Here is a 24,360-nt window from a genome sequence, read left to right on the forward strand (position 1 = left end):
TGCGCAGGACGTGACAGTGACGTCAGGGAGATGACTCGAATGACAACTACGTCGGCCAGGACGCCGAGACCGCAGCCGCGGGGAGGGCGGGCACGCGCCGCCATCGCGGCGAAGACGTTGCGGACCGACAGATGGTGGCTCGCGCCGCTGATCACCGTGGTGGGGCTCAGCGCCTGGGTCATCTACGCGACGGTCCGGGTCTTCATGCACAAGTGGTACTGGGTGGAGCAGTACCACTACCTGACGCCGTTCTACTCCCCCTGCGTCACCGACCGTTGTGTCGAGGGCTCCTCGCACTTCGGCCAGTTCCTGCCCGGCTGGTGGATCATCCCGGACGCGGCGCTCACCCTGCCGTTCCTGCTGCTGTTCCGCCTGACCTGCTACTACTACCGCAAGGCGTACTACCGGTCGTTCTGGCTGTCGCCGCCGGCCTGCGCGGTGCCGGACGGGCACCAGTCGTACAGCGGCGAGACGCGGTTCCCGCTGCTCGGGCAGAACCTGCACCGCTACTTCTTCTACGCCGCGGCGATCATCTCGCTGATCAACACCTGGGACGCGATCCTGGCCTTCCACTCCCCCGAGGGCTTCGGCTTCGGCCTGGGCAACATCATCCTGCTCGGCAACGTGGTGATGCTGTGGGCGTACACGATCTCCTGCCACTCCTGCCGGCACATCATCGGCGGGCGGCTCAAGCACTTCTCCAAGCACCCGATGCGCTACAAGGCGTGGACCGGGGTGTCCTGGTTGAACGTCCGGCACATGCAGCTCGCCTGGATCACCCTGGGCACCCTGGCGCTCACCGACTTCTACGTGATGGCGGTCGCCGCCGGCTGGATCAACGACCTGCGGTTCATCAACTGAGAGCCTGGACATGACTGAGACGCGAATCGAACGACACCACTACGACGTCGTCGTGATCGGGGCCGGTGGCGCCGGCCTGCGCGCGGCGATCGAGGCCCGGCTGGCCGGCAAGAAGACCGCGATCATCTCGAAGTCGCTGTTCGGCAAGGCGCACACGGTGATGGCCGAGGGCGGCGCCGCGGCCGCGATGGGCAACGTGAACTCGCGCGACAACTGGCAGGTGCACTTCCGGGACACCATGCGCGGCGGCAAGTTCCTCAACAACTTCCGGATGGCCGAGCTGCACGCCAAGGAGGCGCCGCAGCGGATCTGGGAGCTGGAGACGTACGGCGCGCTGTTCGACCGCACCAAGGACGGGAAGATCTCGCAGCGCAACTTCGGCGGTCACGAGTACCCGCGCCTGGCGCACGTCGGCGACCGGACCGGCCTGGAGCTGATCCGTACGCTCCAGCAGAAGATCGTCTCGCTCCAGCAGGAGGACAAGCAGGAGTTCGGCAGCTACGACGCGCGGATCCGGGTCTTCTCCGAGACCACGATCACCGAGCTGCTGCTCGACGGGGACCGCGTCGCCGGGGCGTTCGGCTACTACCGCGAGTCCGGCGAGTTCGTCCTGTTCGAGGCGCCCGCGGTGGTGCTCGCCACCGGCGGCGTCGGACGGTCCTACAAGGTCACCTCGAACTCGTGGGAGTACACCGGCGACGGCCACGCGCTGGCGCTGCGCGCCGGGGCCACGCTGATCAACATGGAGTTCCTCCAGTTCCACCCGACCGGAATGGTCTGGCCGCCCTCGGTGAAGGGCATCCTGGTCACCGAGTCGGTACGCGGCGACGGCGGCGTGCTGAAGAACTCCGAGGGCAAGCGGTTCATGTTCGACTACGTCCCCGACGTGTTCCGCAAGCAGTACGCGGAGACCGAGGAGGAGGCGGACCGCTGGTACACCGACCCGGACAACAACCGGCGTCCGCCGGAGCTGCTGCCCCGCGACGAGGTCGCCCGCGCGATCAACAGCGAGGTCAAGGAAGGCCGGGGTACGCCTGCCGGCGGCGTCTACCTGGACATCGCCTCCCGTAAGTCGGCCGACGAGATCCGCCGCCGCCTCCCGTCGATGTACCACCAGTTCAAGGAGCTGGCCGACGTCGACATCACCAAGGAGCCGATGGAGGTCGGCCCGACCTGTCACTACGTGATGGGCGGCGTCGAGGTGGACCCGGACTCCGGCGCGGCGTACGGCACGGTACGCGGGCTCTACGCCGCCGGTGAGGTGTCCGGCGGCATGCACGGCTCCAACCGGCTCGGCGGCAACTCCCTGTCCGACCTGCTGGTGTTCGGCAAGCGCGCGGGCGGGCACGCGGCCACGTACACCGATCAGCTCACCACCCGCCCGGCGGTGTCGGTGGCGGCGGTCGAGGCCGCCGTGGAGACGGCGCTCGCGCCGCTGCAGCGCGACACCGGTGAGAGCCCGTACCAGCTCCAGCAGGACCTCCAGGCGGTCATGGGCGACCTGGTCGGGATCATCCGGCGCGAGGGTGAACTCGCGGACGCCATGCGCAGGCTGGCCGAGCTGCGGGAGCGGGTGGCGAAGGTCAGCGCGGTCGGCGGCCGGCGCTACAACCCGGGCTGGCACCTGGCGCTGGACCTGCGCAACATGCTCGTGGTCTCGGAGTGCACCGCGATGGCGGCGCTGGAGCGGCAGGAGTCGCGCGGCGGGCACACCCGGGAGGACTACCCGGCGATGGACCCGAAGTGGCGCAGCGTCAACCTGGTCTGCTCGCTGGACGGGGACGCGGTCCGGCTGACCCACAAGCCGCTGCCGAAGATGCGGCCGGAGCTGATCGGGCTGTTCGACCGGGCCGAGCTGGCCAAGTACCTGACCGACGAGGAACTCGCCGAGTTCGACGCCCTCACCGAACAGGAGCGCTGAGGAATGGGAACCGATCCGCAGCAGGCGACCGGCAAGCCGGGCGCGAAACGCCAGTTCCGCATCTGGCGGGGCGACGAGACCGGCGGCGACCTGAAGGACTACACGGTCGAGGTGAACGAGGGCGAGGTGGTCCTCGACGTGATCCACCGGCTCCAGGCCACCGAGGCGCCGGACCTCGCGTGCCGGTGGAACTGCAAGGCCGGCAAGTGCGGCTCCTGCTCGATGGAGATCAACGGCAAGCCGCGGCTGGGCTGCATGACCCGGATGTCGACGTTCGAGGAGTCGGAGACCGTCACGGTCACCCCGCTGCGCACGTTCCCGGTGATCCGGGACCTGGTCACCGACGTCTCGTTCAACTACGAGAAGGCCCGGGAGACCCCGGCGTTCGCGCCGCCGGCCGACGTGGCGCCCGGCGACTACCGGATGCAGCAGGTCGACGTCGAGCGCTCGCAGGAGTTCCGCAAGTGCATCGAGTGCTTCCTGTGCCAGAACGTCTGCCACGTGATCCGTGACCACGACGAGAACAAGCCGGCGTTCTCCGGTCCCCGGTTCTTCATCCGGGCGGCCGAGCTGGACATGCATCCGCTCGACGCGCGGACCGACCGCCGGGAGTACGCGCAGTCGGACATGGGACTCGGATTCTGCAACATCACCAAGTGCTGCACCGAGGTCTGCCCCGAGCACATCAAGATCACCGACAACGGGATCATCCCCATGAAGGAACGGGTCGTCGACCGCAGGTACGATCCCCTTGTGTGGCTCGGTAACAAGATCTTCCGGAGGGGTCAGGTGCCTCAGACCAGCGCGACCAGCGGGCATTCGAGCGGTGCCGTCACGTCCGGAGGGGCGCAGAGCGGGGCGCACGCGCACGGCGGCGGTTCGCACGCCGGCGGGGTGCACTCGCACGCGGGCGGCTCGCACGACAGCGCCGCGGAGCGCCAGGCCCAGCAGGGCGTCAACTGGCACCGCGAGGTGCCGCACCCGACCGCCCCGGCGGTGGACGCCAACGGCAAGCTGCCGCTGACCGAACTGACGTTCAACAAGGCCGCCGCGCCGTCGCCGTTCGGCGACGACGTGACGTTCCCGCTGCCGCCCGAGCACCTCAACTTCGCTCACCCGCAGCAGGACGAGCCGAAGCACTGAACAGCAGCACGACGACGGGGGCCAGCGGCACGCGCCGCGGGCCCTCGTCCCGTTTCTGCCCGGCTGTCCGGTTCACCGGACGGCCCGGCTCGCGCCGCGGTCGCTCAGGGGGTGTCGAGCAGCGGGCGCAGCGCGGCCACGATCGGCACGTCGGCCGGCAGCCAGTCGACGCTGTCCAGGTCGGCGGCGGAGAGCCAGCGCAGGTCGGCGTGCTCCAAGGCCTTCGGCTCGTCGCCGTGCAGCAGGCGGGCGGCGTAGACGCGCAGCACGGATCGGCCGTGCGCCATCCGTACGTCCCGGCCGACGCGCGCGCCGATCGCCACCCGTACGCCGAGTTCCTCGACGCACTCCCGGGCCAGCGCGTCGGTCTCGGCCTCGCCCGGCTCGACCTTTCCGCCCGGGAACTCCCAGCGCCCCGCCACCTCGGGGGGCGCGGAGCGCTCGCACGCCAGCACCCGGCCGCCCTCGATGATCGCCGCCCCGACGACCACCCTCGGCTCCCGCCGGTCGGTCTGCCCGCTTCCGCTAACCCGTTCGGTCCGCACGGGCCACCAGCGTGCCAGATCAATCGGCGGTTTGGGTAGCTGCGTCGTCCGTCAGGTCAACAGAACACGGAAGTGTGGGCGTGGACACACCATCTGAGTGGCGAGAGACTAGAGGGCGTCGACTGGGACACGGGATGGCGACGATTTGGCCACAAGCCGGCAACGACGCCTGGGAGGTGCGGTGATGCGCGTGCTGTTCAGCGGCCGTGCGAAGCACGACTACCTCAGCGACGCCCTGGCCCTGCTGTCGGGATGGACGCGCGAGGGCGAACAGATCCGCCGCACGATCGTCCTCGACGACACCCAGCACGCCGCGCTCACCGAGCGGGTCGCGGTCGTGGCCGACGCGCTGCGGCTGCGCCCGGAGATCAGCCGCCGGGCCGATCGTACCCAGATCCGGCTGGGCCACGGCGACGGCGAGCCACTCACCGAGGGTGAGGTGCTGCTCGCGGCGCGCATCGAGGACGCGGTCCGCGCGGTCACCGAACCCTGACCCACTGGCACGCCCCGCCTACCCTCGGGTGCATGTCTGGCCCCACGTACGACCGCAAGGAACAGTTCCAGCAGATCCAGAGCGGGCTGCTGCCCGGTGAGCAGATCATCGCCGTCTACGACGCGGTGGGCACCGGCACCGGCTTCATCGGCCTGACCGACCGGCGGGTGATCATCCAGGACCGCTCCTTCGTCGGCAAGCGGTACGCGATCACCAGCATCCCCTACTCGAAGATCACCAGCGTGAGCGTGGTGAGCAACAAGTCCTGGGGTGGTTCGTTCTTCTCCACCGGTTCGATCGCCGTGCACGTCGGCACGCACACCTACGAGGTCGAGTTCCGGGGCGCACAGAAGAGCCACCACGTGCACAACGTGATCCTGCACCACATCTCCTGACCCGCCCTGGCACAATCGCCGCCATGCGACGGCTGACGGCGCGATGGCGGGCCTGGCGGAGCGACCGTCCGCGCGCCGTACGCCTGGTCCGCCGCCTCCTGGTGCTCGCCACCGCCGCCGTGGTGCTGCTGGGCGCCGCCACGGCCGCCAGCGCGGTCTGGGTCCGCGACGCCGCCGAGGGCCGCCTGTTCGACGCCGCGGACGCGCCGGAGACGCCGGTGGCCCTCGTGCTGGGCACCAAGGTGAACCCGGACGGCACGCCGGCGCCGTTCCTCGCCGCCCGGCTGGAGATCGCCCGCCAGTTGTACGCCGCCGGCAAGGTCAAGGTGCTGCTGCTCTCCGGTGACCACATGAACTGGGACTACGACGAGCCGGACGCGATGCGGCGCTGGCTCGTCGACCGGGGCGTCCCGGCGGACAGGACGGTGCTCGACCACGCCGGGTTCGACACGTACGACTCGTGCGTCCGCGCGCACCGCGTCTTCGGGGTCCGGCGGGCCACTGTGGTCACCCAGTCGTTCCACCTGCCGCGCGCGGTGGCACTCTGCCGGGACGCGGGCATCGACACCGTCGGCGTCGGCGACGCCACCGCCCGCCGGTACGGCGGCCAGTGGCGGATCAGCTCCACCCGGGAGTACGGGGCGTGCGTCAAGGCCGCCGTGGACGTGCTGACCGGGCGGGATCCGGTGCACCTCGGCCGCCGGGAGACCGCTGTGGACGACGCGCTGCGGGCGTAATCCGGTTGTCCCCTCGGGCGGCCGCTGGTCTGCTGGACCCCTCGAAGCCGACCGGAGGGAGCACCGCCATGCCACACGCTGCGAAGCCCAACCGACCCGTCGTCACCTCATTCGAAACGAGGCTTCGTGTTGTCGTACCCCATTCCGGCGGAGGTCGCTGACCTCGCGCCGCGTCCTGTCCCTTCCGCCCGGCGGGAGGGCGTGTGATGTCCGTCTTCGACGATCCCGGCCTGTTCGGCCGGCTCTGGGCCGCCACCTACGACGGCCCCGGCAATCCCGACCCAGCCCCGGCCGTCGACTTCCTCGCGCCGCTGGCCGACGGCGGCCCGGTGCTCGAACTCGCTGTCGGCACCGGCCGGGTGGCCCTGCCGCTGGCCGCCCGCGGCATCGCCGTGGAGGGCGTCGAGGCGTCCCCGGAGATGGTCGCGCACCTGCGCGCCAAGCCGGGCGGCGCGGACATGCCCGTCACCATCGGCGACATGGCGGACGTCCCGGTCGCCGGGCCGTACCGTCTGGTCTTCCTGGTGTTCAACACGCTGTTCAACCTGGTCTCCGAGGAGCGCCAGGCGGCATGCTTCCGCAACGTCGCCCGGGTGCTCGCGCCCGGCGGGGCGTTCGTCATCGAGACCTTCGTGCCCGACCCGGCGGACTTCGACCGGGACGAGCAGGTGCAGGTGCGGGAGGTGACCGAGGACTCGGCCACCATCCGCGTGCACCGGTACGACCGGGCTGCGCAGACGTTCGTGCGGCAGACCGTCACGTTCGACGCCTCGGGCGTGCACCTCAAGCCGTTCGCCATGCGGTACGCCTGGCCCGAGCAGATCGACGAGTTGGCGGAGCGGGCCGGGTTGCGGCTCACCGAGCGGTACGCCGACTGGGACCGGTCGCCGTTCGACGCGGACAGCCGCTCGCACATCTCCGTCTACCGGCGGCGGTAGCGCTTCCGTCGAGGGCCGGGGTCTCGCGTCCCGGCCCTCGGCCTGCGCCGATACGCTGACGGCGCCGGTGTCCGCCGTCCCGGCCGGGAGGTACCGATGACAGTCACCGTCGCCGCCATGGACGACTCGCACGCCGACGCCGTGCTGGAGATCTACCGCCTCGGCATCGACGAGGGCAACGCCACGTTCGAGACCGCGCCGCCGGACTGGGCGCGCTTCACCGCCACCCGCCTGCCCGGCCACCGCTGGGTGGCGCTCGACGAGGCCGGCGACGTGCTCGGCTGGGTGGCCTGCTCGGCGGTCTCCGACCGCTGCGTCTACGCCGGGGTGGTGGAGCACTCCGTCTACGTGCACCCGCGGGGGCGCGGGCGCGGGGTCGGCCGGGCACTGCTGGACGCGCTGATCGCCTCCACCGAGGCGGCCGGGATCTGGACCATCCAGTCCGGCGTGTTCCCGGAGAACACCGCCAGCCTCGCGCTGCACGCGACGTGCGGCTTCCGCGTCGTGGGCACCCGCGAGCGGGTGGGCCGCCACCACGGCACCTGGCGGGACGTGACCTTGATCGAACGCCGCAGTCCCCGAATCACCTGATCCGCCCCCGCCCTGCCCGCGCCCTTGCCCGCGCCCGATGATCAAGGAGTTGGTGTCCGGTCGGGCCGGTCGGCGTGACCCGAACTCCTTGATCGCCGGCGGTTGGGGTCCCCTGTGGCACTTGACGCCCAACCTCCGGGGTGCCATGGTTAGTTACATGAGTAATGAACCAAAGAACCGGGATGGATGACGGCCGGCCGATCTTCGTCCAGATCGCGGAGCTGATCGAAAACTCGATCATCGACGGGACGTACGCGGAGGAGACCCAGGTGCCGTCCACCAACGAACTGGCGGCGTTCCACCGGATCAACCCGGCGACCGCCGCCAAGGGGATCAACCGCCTGGTCGATGACGGGCTTCTCTACAAGCGCAGGGGGATCGGAATGTTCGTGGCAACGGGGGCCGTCGAAACACTCCGGGAACGCCGCCGGCGCGAGTTCTCCGACCAGTACGTGCGGCCCCTCATCGAGGAGGCACGCAAGTTGGGCATCGGCACCGAGGAGCTGAAGAAGCTCATCGAGACAGGGGAGGAACAGCGATGAGCGTCGTGGCGGCAGCCGGCCTCACGAAGCGGTTCGGCGACGTGACCGCTCTCGACGACATCACCTTCACGCTGACCGGAAACAAGATCTACGGCCTGCTCGGCCGCAACGGCGCCGGCAAGACGACGCTGATGCAGCTGATCACCGGCCAGAACAGCAGCACCAGCGGCGACCTCACACTCTTCGGCGAGCGCCCGTACGAGAACGAGCAGGCGCTGGCGCAGGTGGCCTTCATCAAGGAGAGCCAGACGTACCCGGCCGCCTACCAGGTCCGGCACGTCCTGAGCCTGGCCAAGCGGCTGTTCCCCAACTGGGACGAGGACTTCGCACAGTCCCTCGTGGACGACTTCGACCTGCCGCGCAAGCGCAACGTGCGCAAGCTGTCCCGCGGCATGCTGTCCGCGCTGGGCGTGACGATCGGCCTGGCCGCACGCGCGCCGCTGACCTTCTTCGACGAGCCGTACCTCGGTCTCGACGCGGTCGCCCGGCAGCTCTTCTACGACCGGCTGCTCGCCGACTACGCCGAAAACCCGCGCACTGTCGTGCTCTCCACCCACCTCATCGACGAGGTGGCCGACCTGATCGAGCACGTGCTGCTGCTCGACCGCGGCAAGCTGCTGCTCGACGCACCCAGCGACGAGTTGCGCGGCGAGGTGATGGAGGCGTCCGGCCCGGCCGCGGTGGTGGACGAGTTCGCAGCCGCGTACCGGGTGCTGCACCGCGAGCAGCTCGGCGGCGCGGTCCGCGCGTCGCTGCGCGGGTCGTTCGACAACGCCGAACGGATGCGCGCCAAGAAGCTCGGCATCGACCTGGCGCCGGTGTCGCTCCAGCAGGCAGTGGTGCGCCTGACGACGGAAAGGACGAAGACCCGATGACTCGCATCCTCGACGTCGCCCGGATGCACACCATCGCCTGGATCGGCCAGCTGGCCTGGCCGTGGGGCATCATGGCCATCTCGCTCGGCGTCAACCTGCTGATCTTCGCCTCGATCGACGAGGCGGCGCCGGGCAAGAACACCACAGGCGGTCTGGCCAGCCTCTACATCGTCTGCTCGATCGTCGCCGCCGCCTCGATCAGCCAGGTGTTCCCGTTCGCGCTCGGCATGGGCGTCACCCGGCGCACCTTCTACCTCGCCACGGTGCTCGTCAACGTGGTGCAGGCGGTCGTCTACGGCGTCCTGCTCTACCTGCTCAACCTGATCGAGGGCGCCACCGGCGGCTTCGGAATCCAGCTGCGGTTCTTCCGGATCCCGTACATCGACGTGGACAACGGGCTGCTGCAGATCGCCGTCTACGCGGTCCCGTTCCTGTTCCTGAACTTCCTCGCCGTCTTCGTCGCCGTCTGGTACGTCCGGTTCGGCATGAACGGCCTGCTCGGGGCCGGCGCGGCCCTGATCCTGGTGACCGGCCTGCTCGTCGCGTTGATCACCTGGCAGGGCTGGTTCGGTGACATCTGGCAGTGGCTGAGCAGCCAGCACCAGGTCAGCCTGCTGGTGGGGTGGCCCGCCCTGATCGCCGCGGTGGCCGCGCTCGGAGGCATGGCGGCCATCCGCCGGGCGAACGCCTGACGACAGGCACGGGTGGCGGTCGCCGGTCCGCGATGCGGGCCGGCGGCCGCCACAGCCATGTTCCGGCGGCCGACAACTTCGTCCGGTCGCATCGACAGTCGTTGTCGGACCCGCTCGCTAGCATTGCCGCGATCGCCGACGAGAGGGGTGCGCCGTGGACCAGAGCGACCTCAGGACGTTCGTGGACAGGGACCTGCAAGGCGCACGCTTCACCAGGTCGACGCTGGCCGGCGCGGTGATGCGCGGCGTCGACGTGCGCGGGCTCGACATCGACGCGCCGTGGCTCACCGACGGCGCGCTGCTGGTCAACGGTGTCGACGTCGTGCCGCTCGTCGAGGCCGAACTCAACCGGCGGTTCCCCGGGCGCGAGCTGAGGCATGCCGAGGATCCCGATGGCCTGCGCGCGGCCTGGGCGGCGCTCGAACGAGCCTGGGCGGCCGCGGTCGACCGGGTCGTGTCCATGCCCGACGGCGCCGCCGACATCTCGATCGACGGTGAGTGGTCGTTCGCGCAGACCCTGCGCCACCTCGCGTTCGCCACCGACGCCTGGCTCGGCAAGGCGATCCTGCGCCTGCCGCAGCCCTTCCATCCGCTCGGGCAGCCACACGCCGAGTACGAGACGGACGGACTCGACATGTCGATCTTCCCCGCGGCGCGCCCGAGTCTCGCCCAGGTGCTCGATCTGCGGGCCGAGCGGCAGGCCATGGTGCGGGAGTTCCTCACGGGCGTCACTCCGGAGCTGCTCGCCGAGCCTCGACCGTCAGCGTGGTCACCCGAACACGAGGCACCGGTCCTGCACTGCCTCCACGTCATCTTCGACGAGGAGTGGGAGCACCTCCGCTTCGCACTGCGCGACCTCGACGCGCAGGAGTGACGCCGCGTCTCCATGTGGAGGGGGCGGTCAGCGCCTGGCCTCGTACCTGGTGAGGAGCACGCCGCCCGGGAACGTCCGGGTCTCCCGCAGGGCCAGGTTCACCCAGTTGTCCAGGGCCGTGAAGAACGGCATACCGCGACCGATCAAGACCGGATGGGTGACGAGCACGTACTCGTCGATCAACCCGGCCCGCATGGCCGCCGCGGCAAGGGTGGCGCCACTGATGTCCATCGGACCACCGTCCTCGGCCTTCAGCCGGCTGATCTCGGTGACCGCGTCGCCGGTGACCAGGCGCGTGTTCCAGTCGACCGTCCTGGTCGTCGAGGAGAACACCACCTTCGGCATGTCCCGCCAGCGACGGGCGAACTCGGCGTGCGCCGCTGTGACGCCCGGCTGTTGATCGGCGGTCGGCCAGTGAGAGCTCATCGCCTCCCACAGCCGCCGCCCGTAGAGCGCCGTGCCGGTCGCCGCCACCCGGTCGGACCACCACTGGAACCACTCGTCGCTCGGCGTACTCCAGCCGAGGTCGTCACCGGGCGCGGCGACGTAGCCGTCCAGGCTCACGTTCATGGCGAAGGTCAGTTTGCGCATCGTGCCAGCCTTCCGTGGGTCGGTACTCGTCGTAGAGACCAGCACGGCGCCGGGAAGACATCGGTCAGGCCACGCCGAGGGCCGACCCGCCAGGATTCAGACGTCGAAGCGGAACCAAGGACGCCACGGGTCGCCAGCAGCGGGAACAGGACTCACGGCCTGCTGGCAGGGCGTTGCGGGCGGTCAGCGCTGGTCGCCGCCTGACGGCATTGCACACGTCGAGCCGGGAATCACCGGGGCCGGCGGCAGGTTCTCGACTACCAGCTCTGCGGCTTCTTCCGCCGTTGCGGCCAAGCCGATGATCCGCTCATAACCGGCGGCAATGACCTGGTAAGGAGGGCCGCCGCAGGCGATGAGAGGCAGATCGTGGGCAGGGGTATCGGGCCAGCTCCAAGCGGTCCTGAAGAACTTGATCGTCCCGTGCGTTGCCATAGGGAAGAGGGCGCGCAACGTGGGGTGCTCATAGGCTGCCCGGAAGACCGGATCATCCACCCACCAGCCCTGCGTGTCCTCCATGAGCGCGCGCCAAACGTCGTCCGCCGATGTCGCCGGTTCCATCGGAGCATCCTTGCACGAGCAGCCAACTGCTCGATGATCCTGCTGATGCAGCGCTCAGTCCAGAATCAAATCAGACGTTGAAGCGGAACTCCACCACGTCGCCGTCCTGCATGACGTACTCCTTGCCCTCGATCCGGACCTTGCCGGCGGCCTTCGCCGCCGCCATCGATCCGGCCTCGACCAGGTCGTTGTAGGAGACCACCTCGGCCTTGATGAAGCCGCGCTGGAAGTCGCTGTGGATCACCCCGGCGGCCTCCGGCGCGGTCGCGCCGACCGGGACGGTCCAGGCCCGCGCCTCCTTGGGGCCGGCGGTCAGGTACGTCTGGAGCCCGAGCGTCCGGAAGCCCACCCGGACGAGCTGGTTCAGGCCGGGCTCGGACTGCCCGATCGACTCCAGCAGCTCGCGGGCCTCGTCCTCGGGCAGGTCGACCAGCTCGGACTCGATCTTGGCGTCCATGAAGATCGCCTCGGCGGGCGCGACCAGGCCGCGCAGCTCGTCGAGGAACTCCTCGTTGCCCAGCTCGGCCTCGTCGACGTTGAAGACGTAGAGGAACGGCTTGGTGGTGAGCAGGTGCAGCTCACGCAGGTGCTCCAGCTCGACCTTCGCGGCGGCGGCGCCCGCGTACAGGGTCACGCCGTTGTCCAGGACCTCGACCGCCTTCTTGGCGGCCTCGACGGCGGCGGCCCGGTCCTTGCGGAGCTTGGCCTCCTTCTCCAGCCGGGGCAGCGCCTTCTCCAGCGTCTGGATGTCGGCCAGGATCAGCTCGGTGTTGATCGTCTCGATGTCGTCGGCCGGGGAGACCTTGCCGTCGACGTGCACCACGTTCGGGTCGGAGAAGGCGCGCACCACCTGGCAGATCGCCGAGGCGTCGCGGATGTTGGCGAGGAACGCGTTGCCCCGCCCCTGCCCCTTGGAGGCGCCGCGGACCAGGCCGGCGATGTCGACGAACGAGACCGGCGCCGGCAGCACCTTCTGCGAGGAGAAGATCTCGGCCAGCTTGGCCAGCCGCTCGTCGGGCAGCCCGACCACGCCGACGTTCGGCTCGATGGTGGCGAACGGGTAGTTCGCGGCGAGCACGTCGTTCTTGGTCAGCGCGTTGAACAGGGTGCTCTTGCCCACGTTGGGCAGGCCGACGATGCCGATGGTGAGACTCACGACGAACCAGCTTACGCGCCTCGCCGCCACCGCCGGGCAGGCAGGTACGCGAAGCCGGTCACCGCGGCGCGGCGGACAGCAGGCGCGGCTCGATCCGGGTCTCCCGGGCGGTGCCGTCCTCGGCGCGGACCAGCTCGTACGCGGCAACGCCGGGCCGGTCGGCCACCGCCTCGATCAGCCGGGTGCCCCGGTAGATCAGCCCCACGCCGTCGTCGGTGCAGTGGCTCGCGGGCAGCGTGCCGTCGGCGACCAGCCGGTGCATCAGCGGGCGGCGCTGCTCCTCGCTGTCGTAGTGCACGCCGTTGCCGTACGGGAGCCAGCCCAGCCCTTCGGTGAAGGGCCGCAGCGTCGGGCCGTAGCTGTCGGTGGCGCCGCCGGTGTGCCAGCAGATCGAGCCGGCGGAGACCCCGCCGAGCACCACGCCGGCCTGCCAGCACTCGTGCAGGATCTCCGGCAGGCCGTGCACCCGCCAGACCGCGCAGAGGTTCGCCACGCTGCCGCCGCCGACCCAGATGATGTCCTGCGCGAGCAGGTGGGCGCGGATGTCCTCGACGTTGGGCATCGGGTAGAGCGCCAGGTGGGAGGCGCGGAACCGGGTGCCGGCGAAGGCGCCGTAGAAGACGGTGAAGCCGGTCGGCTGGTCGCCGGTGGCCTGGCCGAGGTAGCAGACGCGCGGCGCGTCACCGGCCCCGGCCAGGTCGGCCATCAGGTCGAACAGGGCGCTGGGCCGGGCGTCCCACGGGCCGCGGCGACGGCCGGCGAAACCCATGCTGGTGGCGACGATCGTCGGTTCGGTGGCGGGCACGGTTGTCCTCCCGGGCGGTGACGGTGCCGATCATTGTGCCGGATCCGCGGGCCCGGTCTCGGCCGCCGCGAGCAACGCGCGCAGCAGATCGGCCAGCCGGTCCTGGTCGGCGGGCGGCAGCGCGTCGAGGATCCGCCGCTGCACCGCGAGCCCGGCCTCGGCCGAGTCCTCGACCACCCGCCGGCCGGTGTCGGTGAGGGTGACCCGCAGCGCCCGCCGGTCGGCCGGGTCCGGCGAGCGCCGTACCAGGCCCGCCCGTTCGAGGCGGTCGAGCCGCCCGGTCATGCCGCCGGAGGTGAGCATCAGGGAGGCGGCGAGCGCCTTCGGCGCCAGCGTGTACGGCGAACCGGAGCGCCGCAGCGCGGCGAGCACGTCGAACTCGCCCCGGCCGATGCCCCAGCCCGCGTACACCTTCTCCTGGCTGTCGCCGACCAGCCGGGCCAGCCGGTAGATGCGGCCGAACACGGCCATCGGCTCGGGCCGCATGCCGGGCCGCTCCCGCCGCCACTGTTCGACGATCGCGTCCACCTCGTCGCCTGTCACGGCTGCCGATTGTGCCGCACGTCCCACTTCCCCTTTTCGCTCGGGCCTGATTAGCTTAGCGCTAAGATACTTAGGGCTGAGAAAGAGGCCGACATGAACCCCCGCTGGACCGACGTCGCGCTCACCGCCGCCGCACCGATCACCTGGGGCACCACGTACCTGGTCACCGCCGAACTCCTGCCCCCGGACCGGCCGCTCTGGGCCGGGGCGATCCGCGCCCTCCCGGCCGGCCTGCTGCTGCTCGCCCTGACCCGCAGGCGACCACACGGCCTCTGGTGGGGGCGGGCCGCTGTGCTCGGCGCGCTCAACATCGGGGTGTTCTTCCCGCTGCTGTTCCTCGCCGCGTACCGGCTACCCGGCGGCACCGCCGCCGTCCTCGGCGCCGCGCAGCCGCTGCTGGTGGCGGTGCTGACCGTCGCGCTGCTCCGCGACCGCCCCACCCGGCCGGCGCTGGCCGCCGCCGTGGCCGCCCCGCTCGGCGTCGCCCTCGTGGTGCTGCGCCCGGGCGCCGGCCTCGACCCGCTCGGCGTCGCCGCCGGACTGGCCGGGGCCGTGGCGATGGCCGCCGGGCTGGTGCTCACCAGCCGCTGGGGCCGGCCGCCCGGCGTGGGCGTCCTGGCCGCGACGAGCTGGCAGCTCGTCGCCGGTGGCCTGATGATCGTGCCGGTCGCCGCCGCCGTCGAGGGCGCGCCACCAGTGCCCGACGGGCCGGCCCTTCTCGGGTACGCGTGGCTCGGGCTGGCCGGCACCGCCCTGGCGTACGTGCTGTGGTTCCGGGGCGCGGCACGACTGCCCGTCTCCCGCGTGTCGGTGCTCGGCGCGCTGAGCCCGCTCACCGCCGCGGCGCTCGGCTGGGTGGTGCTCGGTGAGGCGCTGGACCCGGTCCAGCTCACCGGTTTCGCGGTGGCGGTGGGGGCGATGGTGCTGGCCCAGATGCCGGACCGGACAGCGATCCCACCCGGCGCTCAGCCGGCCCGCAGCCGGCGCCAGTCGTCCGGCCACGCCTCGGCGGCGACGCCCTCGGGCAGCGCACCGGCCGGTAGTTGCGCCGCTGCCGCGAGCGGAAGCGTGAACCGGTGCGCGGCGGCGGGCCCGGCCGCGTACGACCGGTCGAGCAGCCACCGCACCTCGTCGGCGGTCCAGCCCAGGCCGGAGCGGGCGGCGATCTCGCGGACCAGTCGCAGGCCGACCCGGGTGTCGTCGTCGTAGAAGCGCATGCACCAGTGGTGGGCCCACATGCCGAGCGCGCGCAGCCCATCGGGGTCGAGGGAGCCGGCCAGCCGGCCGCAAGCGGTGTCCGCGAAGGGGCGACCGGGGTCACCGGCCCGGTCACGCTCGATCGCGCCGTAGGCGGCCGGCGCCACCACCCGCATCCGCTCGTAGAAGCCCTCCACCACCGCGGCGTCAAGCGGTGCTCGCCCCGATCGCATCAGCGGACACCCCGCCCGGCCACGCTCGCCATGCCCCGCACCTTTTCTTGAGTTGGTGGCGGGACGGTACCGACCACTTACGACACTTTCTCGGGTCCGCCGTCCATGATCCGCGCCACCTCGGCGAGGTGGCGGCATCCCGGGACCGTTGACACCGCCACTTCCCCGAGCTGGCGCGACTGCCGCACGTCATGTCCGAATCCCGCCAGCCGAGCGTCGGAGCTGCAGGGCAGGATCGTGGCATGGAACTGGACTTCGAGCGGTGCTACCGAGCCGTCGACAGCCGCGACCCGCGGTTCGACGGCTGGTTCTACACCGGCGTGACGTCGACCGGGATCTACTGCCGGCCGTCCTGTCCGGCGATGACACCGAAACGGCGCAACGTCCGGTTCTTTCCGTCCGCAGCCGCCGCGCAGGGGGCCGGGCTCCGGGCGTGCCGCCGGTGCCGGCCGGACGCGGCGCCCGGCTCGCCCCAGTGGGACGTCCGAGCCGACCTGGTCGGCCGCGCCATGCGGCTGATCGCCGACGGCGTGGTCGACCGCGACGGGGTGCCCGGGCTGGCCACCCGGCTGGGCTACACCGAGCGGCACCTGCACCGGATGCTCCGGGCCGAGCTGGGCGCCGGCCCGCTGGCGCTGGCCCGCGCCCAGCGCGCGCAGACCGCCCGGATCCTGATCGAGACCACCGGTCTCGGCCTCGCCGAGGTGGCCTTCGCCGCCGGGTTCGGCAGCGTCCGGCAGTTCAACGACACGGTTCGCGAGGTCTACGGCGGCACCCCGTCCGAGCTGCGGGTCGGGCGCCGCAGCCCGGCCGCGACCACCGGGGCGGGCACGCTCTCGCTGCGGCTGGCATACCGGCCCCCGCTGCACGCGGGCGCGCTGCTGGACTTCCTCGCGCTGCGCGCGCTGCCCGACGTCGAGGTGGTCCGCGACGGCACCTACCACCGCGGGCTGCGCCTCCCGCACGGTCCCGCCACGGTGGCGCTGACCCCTGCCGACGGCCACGTGGCCGCCACGCTGCGGCTGGCCGACATGCGTGACCTGGCCCCCGCGGTGGCCCGCTGCCGCCGCCTGCTCGACCTGGACGCCGACCCGGTCGCGGTGGACGCCACCCTGGCCGACGACCCCGCGCTGGCCTCGGCCGTCGCGGCCGAGCCGGGCGTCCGGCTCCCGCACGCGGTCGACGGGTTCGAGCTGGCCGTCCGTGCCGTCGCCACCCAGCAGGTCTCGCTGACCTCGGCACGGACCACGCTCACCCGCCTGCTGGCCGCCACCCGATCCACCGGCGGTGCAGGCACCGACGATCCGGCGGACGGCCTGGTGGCGTTCCCCGGCCCGGCGCAGATGCTCGCGGCGCCGGACGCGGCGTTCCGGATGCCGGCGGCACGCCGGGAGACGATCCGGGCGCTGGCCCGCGCCGTCGCCGACGGCGAACTCGACCTGGAACCCGGGGGCGACCGGGAGGAGGCGGTCCGGCGACTGGCCGCGCTGCCCGGCATCGGCCCGTGGACCACCGGCTACCTGGCCATGCGCGCACTCGGCGACCCCGATGTCGCCCTCACCACCGACCTGGGCGTACGCCGCGGCGCAGCCGCGCTCGGCCTGTCCGACGACCCGAAGACCCTGACCGCGTACGCCGACCGCTGGCGTCCCTGGCGGTCGTACGCGACGATCCGACTCTGGAGAGCAGCATGAACACTGTGGACAGCACTGTCATCGACACTCCCGCCGGCCCGTTGAGCGTGCTCGCCGGCCCGGCCGGCGCGGTACGCGCGGCGGGCTTCACCGCCGAACCGGCGGCCCTGCTGCCGCTGATCCACCCGAGACTGCGCGGCGACCTGCGGGAACGGGCCGACCTCGGTCCGGTGACCACCGCCGTCCGGGCCTACCTGGACGGTGACCTGGCCGCCATCGACGCGATCGCCGTCGAGCAGCACACCGGTGGGCCCTTCCTGACGCACGCCTGGCAGGTGCTGCGCGACGTCAAGCCCGGCGACCCGGTCACCTACACCGCGTTCGCCGCGCTGGCCGGGCGGCCGGCTGCGATCCGGGCCGCCGCGGCCGCCTGCGCGCGCAACGCCGCCGCGCTGTTCGTCCCTTGCCACCGGGTGCTGCGTACCGACGGCTCACTCGGCGGCTACCGCTGGGGGCTGGACGTGAAGAAGTGGCTTCTCGGGCATGAGGGACGGGTGACGGCTAGCTGACAGCGAGACTGTCACCCCCGGCGGCTACCGTCGGGTAGTGCCCGCGTCCAGCGACGGCAACCCCGCGGCGCATATCGACGCCCGGTCCCAGCCGCTGCGCAACCTCTGGCGGCTGCGGCCCTACCTGCGCCCGTACGCGACGGAATTCGCCTGGCTGCTGGTCGCGGCGCTCGCGGCCACCGCGGCGAGCCTGGCCGTTCCGCTCGTGGTGCAGCGGGTCGTCGACGGGCCGGTGGCCCGGCACGACGAGGCCGGGCTGCTGCGGCTCGGCGCGCTGGCGCTGCTGCTCGGCGTGGCCGAGGCGGTCCTCATCTTCATCCGCCGCTGGACGCAGTCGTCGTCCTCGGTGGGCATGGAGGCCGCCATCCGCGCCGACATCTACGCCCACCTGCAACGGCTTCCGGCCGGCTTCCACGACCGCTGGCAGTCCGGCCAGTTGCTGTCCCGGATCACCAGCGACCTCTCGGTGATCCGGCGGTTCCTCTCCTTCGGGCTGCTGTTCCTGGTGCTCAACCTGGTCGCCTACGCGGCGGTGGTGGCGCTGCTGATCCGGCTGCACCAGTGGCTGGGGCTGCTGGTGGCGGCCAGCGCCGTACCTCTGTTCCTGATCAGCCGCCGCTTCGCCCGGCACTACCACGCGGCGTCGCGCCGCATGCAGGACCAGCAGGGCGACGTCGCCACGCTGGTCGAGGAGACCGCGCTGGGGTTGCGCACCATGCGGGCGTACGGGCGCGGGCCGGAACTGGCGGCCCGGTTCGCCGTCGGTGCGCGCCGGCTGCACGACACCGGGATCGGCAAGGCTCGGCTGCTGGCGCGTACCTCCGCGCTGTTCGACCTGGTGCCGAACCTGACGCTCGGCGTGGTCCTGGTGGCCGGCGCCGCAGCGGTCGCCGACGGCGTGCTGTCCATCGGGGAGCTGGTCGCGTTCGTCAGCCTTCAGCTCATGCTGATCTGGCCGGTGCAGTCGCTGGGCTGGATCATCGCCAACGGCCAGGAGGCCGCGACCGCCGCCGACCGGATCCAGGAGGTCCTGGACACGCCGCCGACCATCGTGGACGCCCCGCACGCCCGGTCGCTCGACCGGGGCGAAGTACGCGGCCGGCTCCGCTTCGAGGGGGTCCGCTTCCGCTACCCCGGCACGTCCGGCCCGGTGCTGCGCGACCTGGACCTGACCGTCGAGCCGGGCGAGACGATGGCGCTGGTCGGCGTCACCGGCTGCGGCAAGAGCACGCTGCTGTCGCTGGTCCCCCGGCTGCACGAGGTGACCGGCGGCCGGATCACGCTCGACGGGCACGACGTACGTGACCTGCGGCTGGACTCGTTGCGCCGGCTGGTCGCCGTCGCGTTCGAGGAGCCGACGCTGTTCTCCATGTCGGTCTGGGAGAACCTGACCCTGGGCCGGCCGGACGCCAGCGAGGACGACGTCCGGGCCGCGCTGACGCTGGCCCAGGCGGAATTCGCGTACGAGCTGCCGTGGGGCCTGGCAACCCGGGTCGGTGAGCAGGGGCTGTCGCTGTCCGGCGGGCAGCGGCAGCGCCTCGCGCTGGCGCGTGCGGTGCTCGGCCGGCCCGCGGTCCTGGTGCTCGACGACCCGCTCTCCGCGCTCGACGTGCACACCGAGGCGCTCGTCGAGGCGGCCCTGCGCCGGGTGCTGCGGGAGACCGCCACCACGACCCTGCTGGTGGCGCACCGACCCTCGACGGTGGCGCTGGCGGACCGGGTGGCGTTGCTCGACGGCGGCCGGATCGTCGCCGTCGGCACCCACTCGGAGCTGCTGGCCCGGGTACCCGCCTACCGGGCGGTGCTGTCCGCCGAGCCGGAGCGACGGAGCGACGGCGTCGGCCTGGTGCGCTCGTGACCGGCCGCGCGCCGCGAGTGCCCCGGCCCCGCGACGCGCCGAACGGCTCCGGGACGACCGGCGCACGCGGTGGCAGCGGTGACGACCTGTCCCGGTGGCGGGGGCGGGCCACCGATCCGGACGCCGACCGCAGCCGGGCCGAGGACTCGTCCCCGGAGGCGGTGGCCCGGCTGCGCGCCCGCAGCCGGCTGCTGCTGCGGCTGCTGCTCCGCCCGCACCGGCGTGCGCTCGGGCTGGCGGTGGTGTTGCTGCTGGCGCAGAACGCCGCCGCGATGTCCGGGCCGTACCTGGTCATGCTCGGCATCGACAGGGGCATCGGGCCGCTGCGGGCCGGCGACCCCGGCCCGCTGATCGCCGTCGCCGCCGCGTTCGTGGTCGCCACCGCTGTCGAGTACGCGGCCCGGCGCGCGTTCCTCACCCTCGCCGCCCGGATCGGCCAGGCCGTCCTGCTGGACCTGCGCCGCCGGGTGTACGGGCACTTCCTGCGCCTCGACGTCGGGTTCCACGAGCGCTACACGTCGGGGCGGATGGTGTCCCGGCTGACCAGCGACCTCGAGTCGATCGGCGAGCTGGTCGACGGCGGCATCGACAAGCTGGTGATGGCCGGGCTGTCGGTACTGTCCGTGGCGGGCATCCTGCTCTGGCTGGACCTGCCGCTGGCGGCGGTGACACTGCTCGCGTTCCCGTTCCTGTTCGTGCTGTCCCGCTGGTTCGCCCGCGCGTCGGCCGGGGCGTACCGGCGGACCCGGGAGGCGGTGGCGCTGGTCATCGTGCACTTCGTCGAGTCGCTGCGCGGGATCCGGGCCGTGCAGGCGTACCGGCGGGAGGACCGCAACGACCGCATCTTCGGCGCGGTGAACGACGACTACCGGCGCTCCAGCCTGCGCGCGTTCCGGCTGATCGCGATCTACTCGCCGGGCATCCGGCTGATCGGCAACCTGACCGCGGCGGTGGTGCTCGGGTACGGCGGCTGGCGGGTGCTGGGCGGCGGCGTCGAGGTGGGCGTGCTCGCCGCGTTCCTGCTCTACCTGCGCCGGTTCTTCGAGCCGATGGAGGAGCTGAGCCAGTTCTACAACTCGCTGCAGTCGGCGACCGCCGCGCTGGAGAAGCTGGCCGGCGTGCTGGACGAGCACCCGGCGGTGCCCGAACCGGCCCGGCCGCTGCCGCTGCCCGGCGGGCCACCGCGCGGTGCGATCGTCTTCCGCGACGTCGACTTCGGCTACCGCCGCCGGACGCCGATCCTGTCCGGCCTCGACCTGACCGTGCCGCCGGGGCAGACAGTGGCGCTGATCGGGCCGACCGGCGCCGGCAAGTCCACTGTCGCGAAGCTCGTCGCCCGCTTCCACGACCCGGACGCGGGTGCGGTCCGGCTGGACGGGGTGGATCTGCGCGACCTGGCCGATGCCGAGCTGCGCCGGGCGGTGGTGCTGGTGACCCAGGAGACCCACCTGTTCAGCGGTTCCGTGGCCGACAACATCAGGTTCGGCCGCCCGGACGCCGACGACGAGGCGGTGGTCGCCGCCGCGCGGGCCATCGGCGCGCACGACTTCATCGCCGCGCTCCCCGACGGGTACGCCACCGACGTGCACCGTCGCGGCGGCCGGCTCTCCGCCGGGCAGCGTCAGCTCGTCGCGTTCGCCCGCGCGTTCCTCGCCGACCCCCGGGTGCTGATCCTCGACGAGGCGACCTCGGCGCTCGACGTGCCGACCGAACGCCTGGTGCAGCGGGCCCTGCACAGCGTGCTGCGCGACCGCACCGCACTCGTCATCGCCCACCGGCTCTCCACAGTCGAGACGGCCGACCGGGTCCTGGTGCTCGACGACGGCCGGATCGTGGAGGACGGCCCACCGGCCGAGCTGATCGCCGCCGACGGCCGCTACGCCGCCCTGCACCGGCAGTGGCGCGACTCCCTCCTCTAGCTCTCCCGCGGGGACGCGCGGGGTGGGGAAAGTCGTGGAGCGGCGCAGCCGGGCTGCCTACCATCGGCTGATGACCGACACGACGAGGAGCGCCCGCGGCGGCGTCCCCGAGCGTCCGAGCCTGGACGGCCTCGAGGAGACCTGGGCCCGCCGCTGGCAGGAGAACGGCACGTACGCGTTCGACCGCACGAAGGAGCGGTCGGACGTATACGCGATCGACACTCCCCCGCCGACCGTGTCGGGCGAGCTGCACATGGGGCACGTCTTCTCGTACACGCACACGGACACGGTGGCCCGGTTCCAGCGGATGCGCGGACGCACGGTCTTCTACCCGATGGGCTGGGACGACAACGGGCTGCCCACCGAACGCCGGGTGCAGAACGTGTACGGCGTGCGTCCCGATCCGGCGCTGCCGTACGACGAGGACTGGCGCCCGCCGACGGCGCCGGTGGACGACGCGGCCCGGAAGAACCCGACGGCGATCTCCCGGCGCAACTTCATCGAGCTGTGCGAGCTGCTCACGGTGGAGGACGAGAAGGCGTTCGAGGCGCTGTGGCGGCGGCTCGGGCTGTCAGTGGACTGGTCGCTGACGTACACCACGATCGGGTCGGCGGCCCGCGCCGCCAGCCAGCGCGCGTTCCTGCGCAACCTGGCCCGGGGTGAGGCGTACCAGGCGGAGGCGCCGACACTGTGGGACGTCGGGTACGGCACCGCCGTCGCGCAGGCGGAACTGGAGGACCGGGAGCGGCCGGGCGCGTACCACCGGCTGCGGTTCACCGGGCCGGACGGCCGCGAGGTGCTGATCGACACCACCCGGCCGGAGCTGCTGCCGGCCTGCGTGGCGCTGGTCTGCCACCCCGACGACGAGCGCTACGCGGACCTGGTCGGCGCCGCTGCGCGTACCCCGGTGTTCGGGGTCGAGGTGCCGGTGCGCGCGCACCCGCTGGCGGACCCGGCCAAGGGCACGGGCATCGCGATGGTCTGCACGTTCGGTGACCTCACCGACGTGACCTGGTGGCGTGAGCTGCGGCTGGACACCCGCGTGGTGATCGGCCGGGACGGGCGGCTGCTGCCGGAGCCGCCGGCCGGCGTGCCGGCGGAGCCCTACGCGGCGCTGGCCGGGCAGACGGCGAACGGTGCCCGGCGGACGCTGGTGGAGCTGCTGGCCGACGCGGGTGAGCTCGTCGGCGAGCCGCGCCCGATCACCCACCCGGTGAAGTTCTACGAGCGCGGCGACCGGCCGCTGGAGATCGTCTCGACCCGGCAGTGGTACCTGCGCAACGGCGGCCGGGACGCCGGCCTGCGTGAGGAGCTGCTGGCCCGGGGGCGGGAGCTGCGCTGGGTGCCGGAGCACATGCGGCACCGCTACGAGCACTGGGTGGGCGGCCTCACCGGGGACTGGCTGGTCAGCCGGCAGCGGTTCTTCGGCGTGCCGGTGCCGGTGTGGTACCGGCTCGACGACACTGGCGAGCCGGACTGGTCCCACCCTCTCACACCGGACGAGGCGTCGCTCCCGATCGACCCGACGAGCGAACCGCCGCCCGGATACGAGGAGTCGCAGCGCGGCGTGCCGGGCGGTTTCACCGGCGACCCGGACGTGCTGGACACCTGGGCCACCTCGTCGCTGACCCCGCAGATCGTCGGCGGCTGGGAGACCGACCCGGACCTGTTCGGCCGGGTCTTCCCGATGGACCTGCGCCCGCAGGGGCACGACATCATCCGCACCTGGCTGTTCGCCACGGTGGCCCGGTCCCACCTGGAGCACGGCGCACTGCCGTGGCACACCGCTGTGCTCTCCGGCTGGATCCTCGACCCGGACCGCAAGAAGATGTCGAAGTCCAAGGGCAACGTGGTCACCCCGATGGCGCTGCTGGAGCGCAACGGGTCCGACGCGGTCCGCTACTGGGCCGCCAACGGCAAGCCGGGCATGGACCTCGCCTTCGACCCGGCCCAGGTCAAGGTGGGCCGCCGGCTGGCCACCAAGCTGCTCAACGCGTCGCGGTTCGCGCTCGGGCTGGGCGCCGCCGACGCGCTGCGGGCCGCGGCGACCCAACCGCTGGACACCGCGATGCTCGCCGAACTGTCCGGCGTGGTCGCGACCGCGACCACCGCGTTCGACGGGTACGACCACACGGCCGCCCTGATGGCCACGGAGGCGTTCTTCTGGCGGTTCTGCGACGACTACATCGAGTTGGTGAAGGAACGCGCCTACGGCACCGGGCCGGCCGCCGACTCGGCCCGGGCGGCGCTGGCGACCGCGCTGTCGGTGCAGTTGCGCCTGTTCGCGCCGGTGCTGCCGTTCGTCACCGAGGAGGTCTGGTCGTGGTGGCGGTACGGGTCGGTGCACCGCGCGCCGTGGCCGACCACGTACGAGGTGGGCCGCGCGATGGAGGCGCCGGGTGACCCGGAGCTGCTGCGGCTGGCCGCGGACGCGCTGGGTCAGGTGCGCCGCGCCAAGTCGGAACGGAAGCTGTCGATGAAGGCGGAGGTGCCGCTGGCCGAGGCGCTCGGACCGGCAGCCGTGCTGGAGCAGCTCGGCACGGTCGCCGACGACCTGCGCGCGGCGGGCCGGATCGCGAAGCTGGACCTGCTGCCCGACCGCACCACCGAACTGGTCGTCGCCTGCGCGTTCTGACCCCGTGCAAGGAAGGGCCCCTTGTCAACGCCTCGCGTTGTTGAAGGGGCCCTTC

General features: G+C 72.2%; 24 protein-coding genes and 1 pseudogene. 18 read left to right on the forward strand and 7 right to left on the reverse strand.

Features of this window, described 5'->3' with window-relative positions:
- Positions 1-39: 39 nt before the first annotated feature.
- Genes ACQP26_RS26040 through ACQP26_RS26050 form a run of 3 tightly spaced genes read left to right on the forward strand, consistent with a single transcriptional unit; the run spans position 40 to position 3,925 of the window.
- Positions 40-861, forward strand: coding sequence for a hypothetical protein (locus ACQP26_RS26040; protein ID WP_269704134.1), 822 nt, complete (start codon positions 40-42; stop codon positions 859-861).
- Between the two features lie 10 nt (positions 862-871).
- The gene (locus ACQP26_RS26045; RefSeq protein WP_433494241.1) at positions 872-2,782 is read left to right on the forward strand and encodes a fumarate reductase/succinate dehydrogenase flavoprotein subunit; all 1,911 of its coding nucleotides are present in this window, start codon (positions 872-874) and stop codon (positions 2,780-2,782) included.
- A 3-nt stretch (positions 2,783-2,785) separates the two neighbouring features.
- Entirely contained in the window at positions 2,786-3,925 is a 1,140-nt protein-coding gene (locus tag ACQP26_RS26050; RefSeq protein ID WP_433494242.1) for a succinate dehydrogenase/fumarate reductase iron-sulfur subunit, read from the forward strand.
- A 104-nt stretch (positions 3,926-4,029) separates the two neighbouring features.
- Here the strand turns inward: ACQP26_RS26050 and ACQP26_RS26055 are convergent, their stop codons facing one another.
- Positions 4,030-4,470, reverse strand: coding sequence for a (deoxy)nucleoside triphosphate pyrophosphohydrolase (locus ACQP26_RS26055; protein ID WP_269704130.1), 441 nt, complete (start codon positions 4,468-4,470; stop codon positions 4,030-4,032).
- A gap of 184 nt (positions 4,471-4,654) precedes the next feature.
- Here ACQP26_RS26055 and ACQP26_RS26060 point away from each other — a divergent pair, with 184 nt between their 5' ends.
- From ACQP26_RS26060 to ACQP26_RS26100, 9 genes are all read left to right on the forward strand, one after another.
- Positions 4,655-4,963: a 4a-hydroxytetrahydrobiopterin dehydratase gene (locus ACQP26_RS26060; RefSeq protein WP_018784696.1), complete on the forward strand. Its 309-nt coding sequence runs from the start codon at positions 4,655-4,657 to the stop codon at positions 4,961-4,963.
- Positions 4,964-4,995: 32 nt separating this feature from the next.
- Entirely contained in the window at positions 4,996-5,358 is a 363-nt protein-coding gene (locus tag ACQP26_RS26065; RefSeq protein WP_013288454.1) for a PH domain-containing protein, read from the forward strand.
- A 23-nt stretch (positions 5,359-5,381) separates the two neighbouring features.
- A complete protein-coding gene (locus ACQP26_RS26070) occupies positions 5,382-6,095 on the forward strand; it encodes a SanA/YdcF family protein (RefSeq protein WP_433494243.1) in 714 nt (237 codons plus the stop codon).
- A gap of 206 nt (positions 6,096-6,301) precedes the next feature.
- Entirely contained in the window at positions 6,302-7,033 is a 732-nt protein-coding gene (locus ACQP26_RS26075) for a class I SAM-dependent methyltransferase (protein ID WP_269704127.1), read from the forward strand.
- Between the two features lie 96 nt (positions 7,034-7,129).
- Complete coding sequence (locus tag ACQP26_RS26080; protein ID WP_433494244.1) at positions 7,130-7,624, forward strand: N-acetyltransferase family protein; 495 nt, start codon at positions 7,130-7,132, stop codon at positions 7,622-7,624.
- Positions 7,625-7,806: 182 nt separating this feature from the next.
- Positions 7,807-8,166, forward strand: coding sequence for a GntR family transcriptional regulator (locus ACQP26_RS26085; protein ID WP_128137275.1), 360 nt, complete (start codon positions 7,807-7,809; stop codon positions 8,164-8,166).
- Positions 8,163-9,041, forward strand: coding sequence for an ATP-binding cassette domain-containing protein (locus ACQP26_RS26090; protein ID WP_269704125.1), 879 nt, complete (start codon positions 8,163-8,165; stop codon positions 9,039-9,041). The genes ACQP26_RS26085 and ACQP26_RS26090 overlap by 4 nt, the downstream gene beginning before the upstream one ends.
- Positions 9,038-9,733, forward strand: a complete 696-nt coding sequence (locus tag ACQP26_RS26095) for an ABC transporter permease (protein ID WP_433494245.1) — start codon at positions 9,038-9,040, stop codon at positions 9,731-9,733. The genes ACQP26_RS26090 and ACQP26_RS26095 overlap by 4 nt, the downstream gene beginning before the upstream one ends.
- A 154-nt stretch (positions 9,734-9,887) precedes the next feature.
- The gene (locus tag ACQP26_RS26100) at positions 9,888-10,607 is read left to right on the forward strand and encodes a DinB family protein (RefSeq protein WP_433494246.1); all 720 of its coding nucleotides are present in this window, start codon (positions 9,888-9,890) and stop codon (positions 10,605-10,607) included.
- A 27-nt stretch (positions 10,608-10,634) separates the two neighbouring features.
- Here the strand turns inward: ACQP26_RS26100 and ACQP26_RS26105 are convergent, their stop codons facing one another.
- The 5 genes from ACQP26_RS26105 to ACQP26_RS26125 all read right to left on the reverse strand — a co-directional run bounded on the left by ACQP26_RS26105 (position 10,635) and on the right by ACQP26_RS26125 (position 14,260).
- Positions 10,635-11,198, reverse strand: a complete 564-nt coding sequence (locus tag ACQP26_RS26105; protein ID WP_433494247.1) for a dihydrofolate reductase family protein — start codon at positions 11,196-11,198, stop codon at positions 10,635-10,637.
- A gap of 183 nt (positions 11,199-11,381) precedes the next feature.
- Positions 11,382-11,756 (reverse strand): DUF6193 family natural product biosynthesis protein, encoded by a 375-nt coding sequence (locus tag ACQP26_RS26110; RefSeq protein WP_366621836.1) that lies wholly within the window; start codon positions 11,754-11,756, stop codon positions 11,382-11,384.
- A 70-nt stretch (positions 11,757-11,826) separates the two neighbouring features.
- A complete protein-coding gene (gene ychF / locus ACQP26_RS26115) occupies positions 11,827-12,912 on the reverse strand; it encodes a redox-regulated ATPase YchF (protein WP_269704119.1) in 1,086 nt (361 codons plus the stop codon).
- A 58-nt stretch (positions 12,913-12,970) separates the two neighbouring features.
- Positions 12,971-13,717: a Type 1 glutamine amidotransferase-like domain-containing protein gene (locus ACQP26_RS26120; RefSeq protein WP_433494248.1), complete on the reverse strand. Its 747-nt coding sequence runs from the start codon at positions 13,715-13,717 to the stop codon at positions 12,971-12,973.
- A 30-nt stretch (positions 13,718-13,747) separates the two neighbouring features.
- Positions 13,748-14,260, reverse strand: a complete 513-nt coding sequence (locus tag ACQP26_RS26125; RefSeq protein ID WP_433494249.1) for a MarR family winged helix-turn-helix transcriptional regulator — start codon at positions 14,258-14,260, stop codon at positions 13,748-13,750.
- A gap of 93 nt (positions 14,261-14,353) precedes the next feature.
- On the opposite strand from ACQP26_RS26125, the pseudogene ACQP26_RS26130 reads away from it, so the two are divergent.
- Positions 14,354-15,127, forward strand: a pseudogene (locus ACQP26_RS26130) (EamA family transporter); the annotation flags it as partial.
- 98 nt (positions 15,128-15,225) lie between these two features.
- Here ACQP26_RS26130 and ACQP26_RS26135 read toward each other — a convergent pair.
- Positions 15,226-15,690: a hypothetical protein gene (locus ACQP26_RS26135; RefSeq protein WP_269704116.1), complete on the reverse strand. Its 465-nt coding sequence runs from the start codon at positions 15,688-15,690 to the stop codon at positions 15,226-15,228.
- Between the two features lie 242 nt (positions 15,691-15,932).
- Here ACQP26_RS26135 and ACQP26_RS26140 point away from each other — a divergent pair, with 242 nt between their 5' ends.
- The 5 genes from ACQP26_RS26140 (at position 15,933) to valS (ending at position 24,305) form a co-directional block, all read left to right on the forward strand.
- Positions 15,933-17,384, forward strand: a complete 1,452-nt coding sequence (locus tag ACQP26_RS26140; RefSeq protein ID WP_433494250.1) for a DNA-3-methyladenine glycosylase 2 family protein — start codon at positions 15,933-15,935, stop codon at positions 17,382-17,384.
- Positions 17,381-17,893 carry a methylated-DNA--[protein]-cysteine S-methyltransferase gene (locus ACQP26_RS26145; protein WP_433494251.1) on the forward strand — a complete coding sequence of 171 codons (513 nt, stop codon included), beginning with the start codon at positions 17,381-17,383 and terminating at the stop codon, positions 17,891-17,893. The genes ACQP26_RS26140 and ACQP26_RS26145 overlap by 4 nt, the downstream gene beginning before the upstream one ends.
- 37 nt (positions 17,894-17,930) lie before the next feature.
- Positions 17,931-19,751: an ABC transporter ATP-binding protein gene (locus ACQP26_RS26150; RefSeq protein ID WP_433494252.1), complete on the forward strand. Its 1,821-nt coding sequence runs from the start codon at positions 17,931-17,933 to the stop codon at positions 19,749-19,751.
- Between the two features lie 86 nt (positions 19,752-19,837).
- Positions 19,838-21,670 (forward strand): ABC transporter ATP-binding protein, encoded by a 1,833-nt coding sequence (locus ACQP26_RS26155; RefSeq protein ID WP_433496203.1) that lies wholly within the window; start codon positions 19,838-19,840, stop codon positions 21,668-21,670.
- Positions 21,671-21,740: 70 nt separating this feature from the next.
- Complete coding sequence (gene valS / locus ACQP26_RS26160; protein ID WP_433494253.1) at positions 21,741-24,305, forward strand: valine--tRNA ligase; 2,565 nt, start codon at positions 21,741-21,743, stop codon at positions 24,303-24,305.
- Positions 24,306-24,360: the final 55 nt, after the last annotated feature.

Origin of the sequence: Micromonospora sp. CA-248089 (assembly GCF_050948515.1) — a bacterium.
Taxonomy (GTDB): Bacteria; Actinomycetota; Actinomycetes; order Mycobacteriales; family Micromonosporaceae; genus Micromonospora.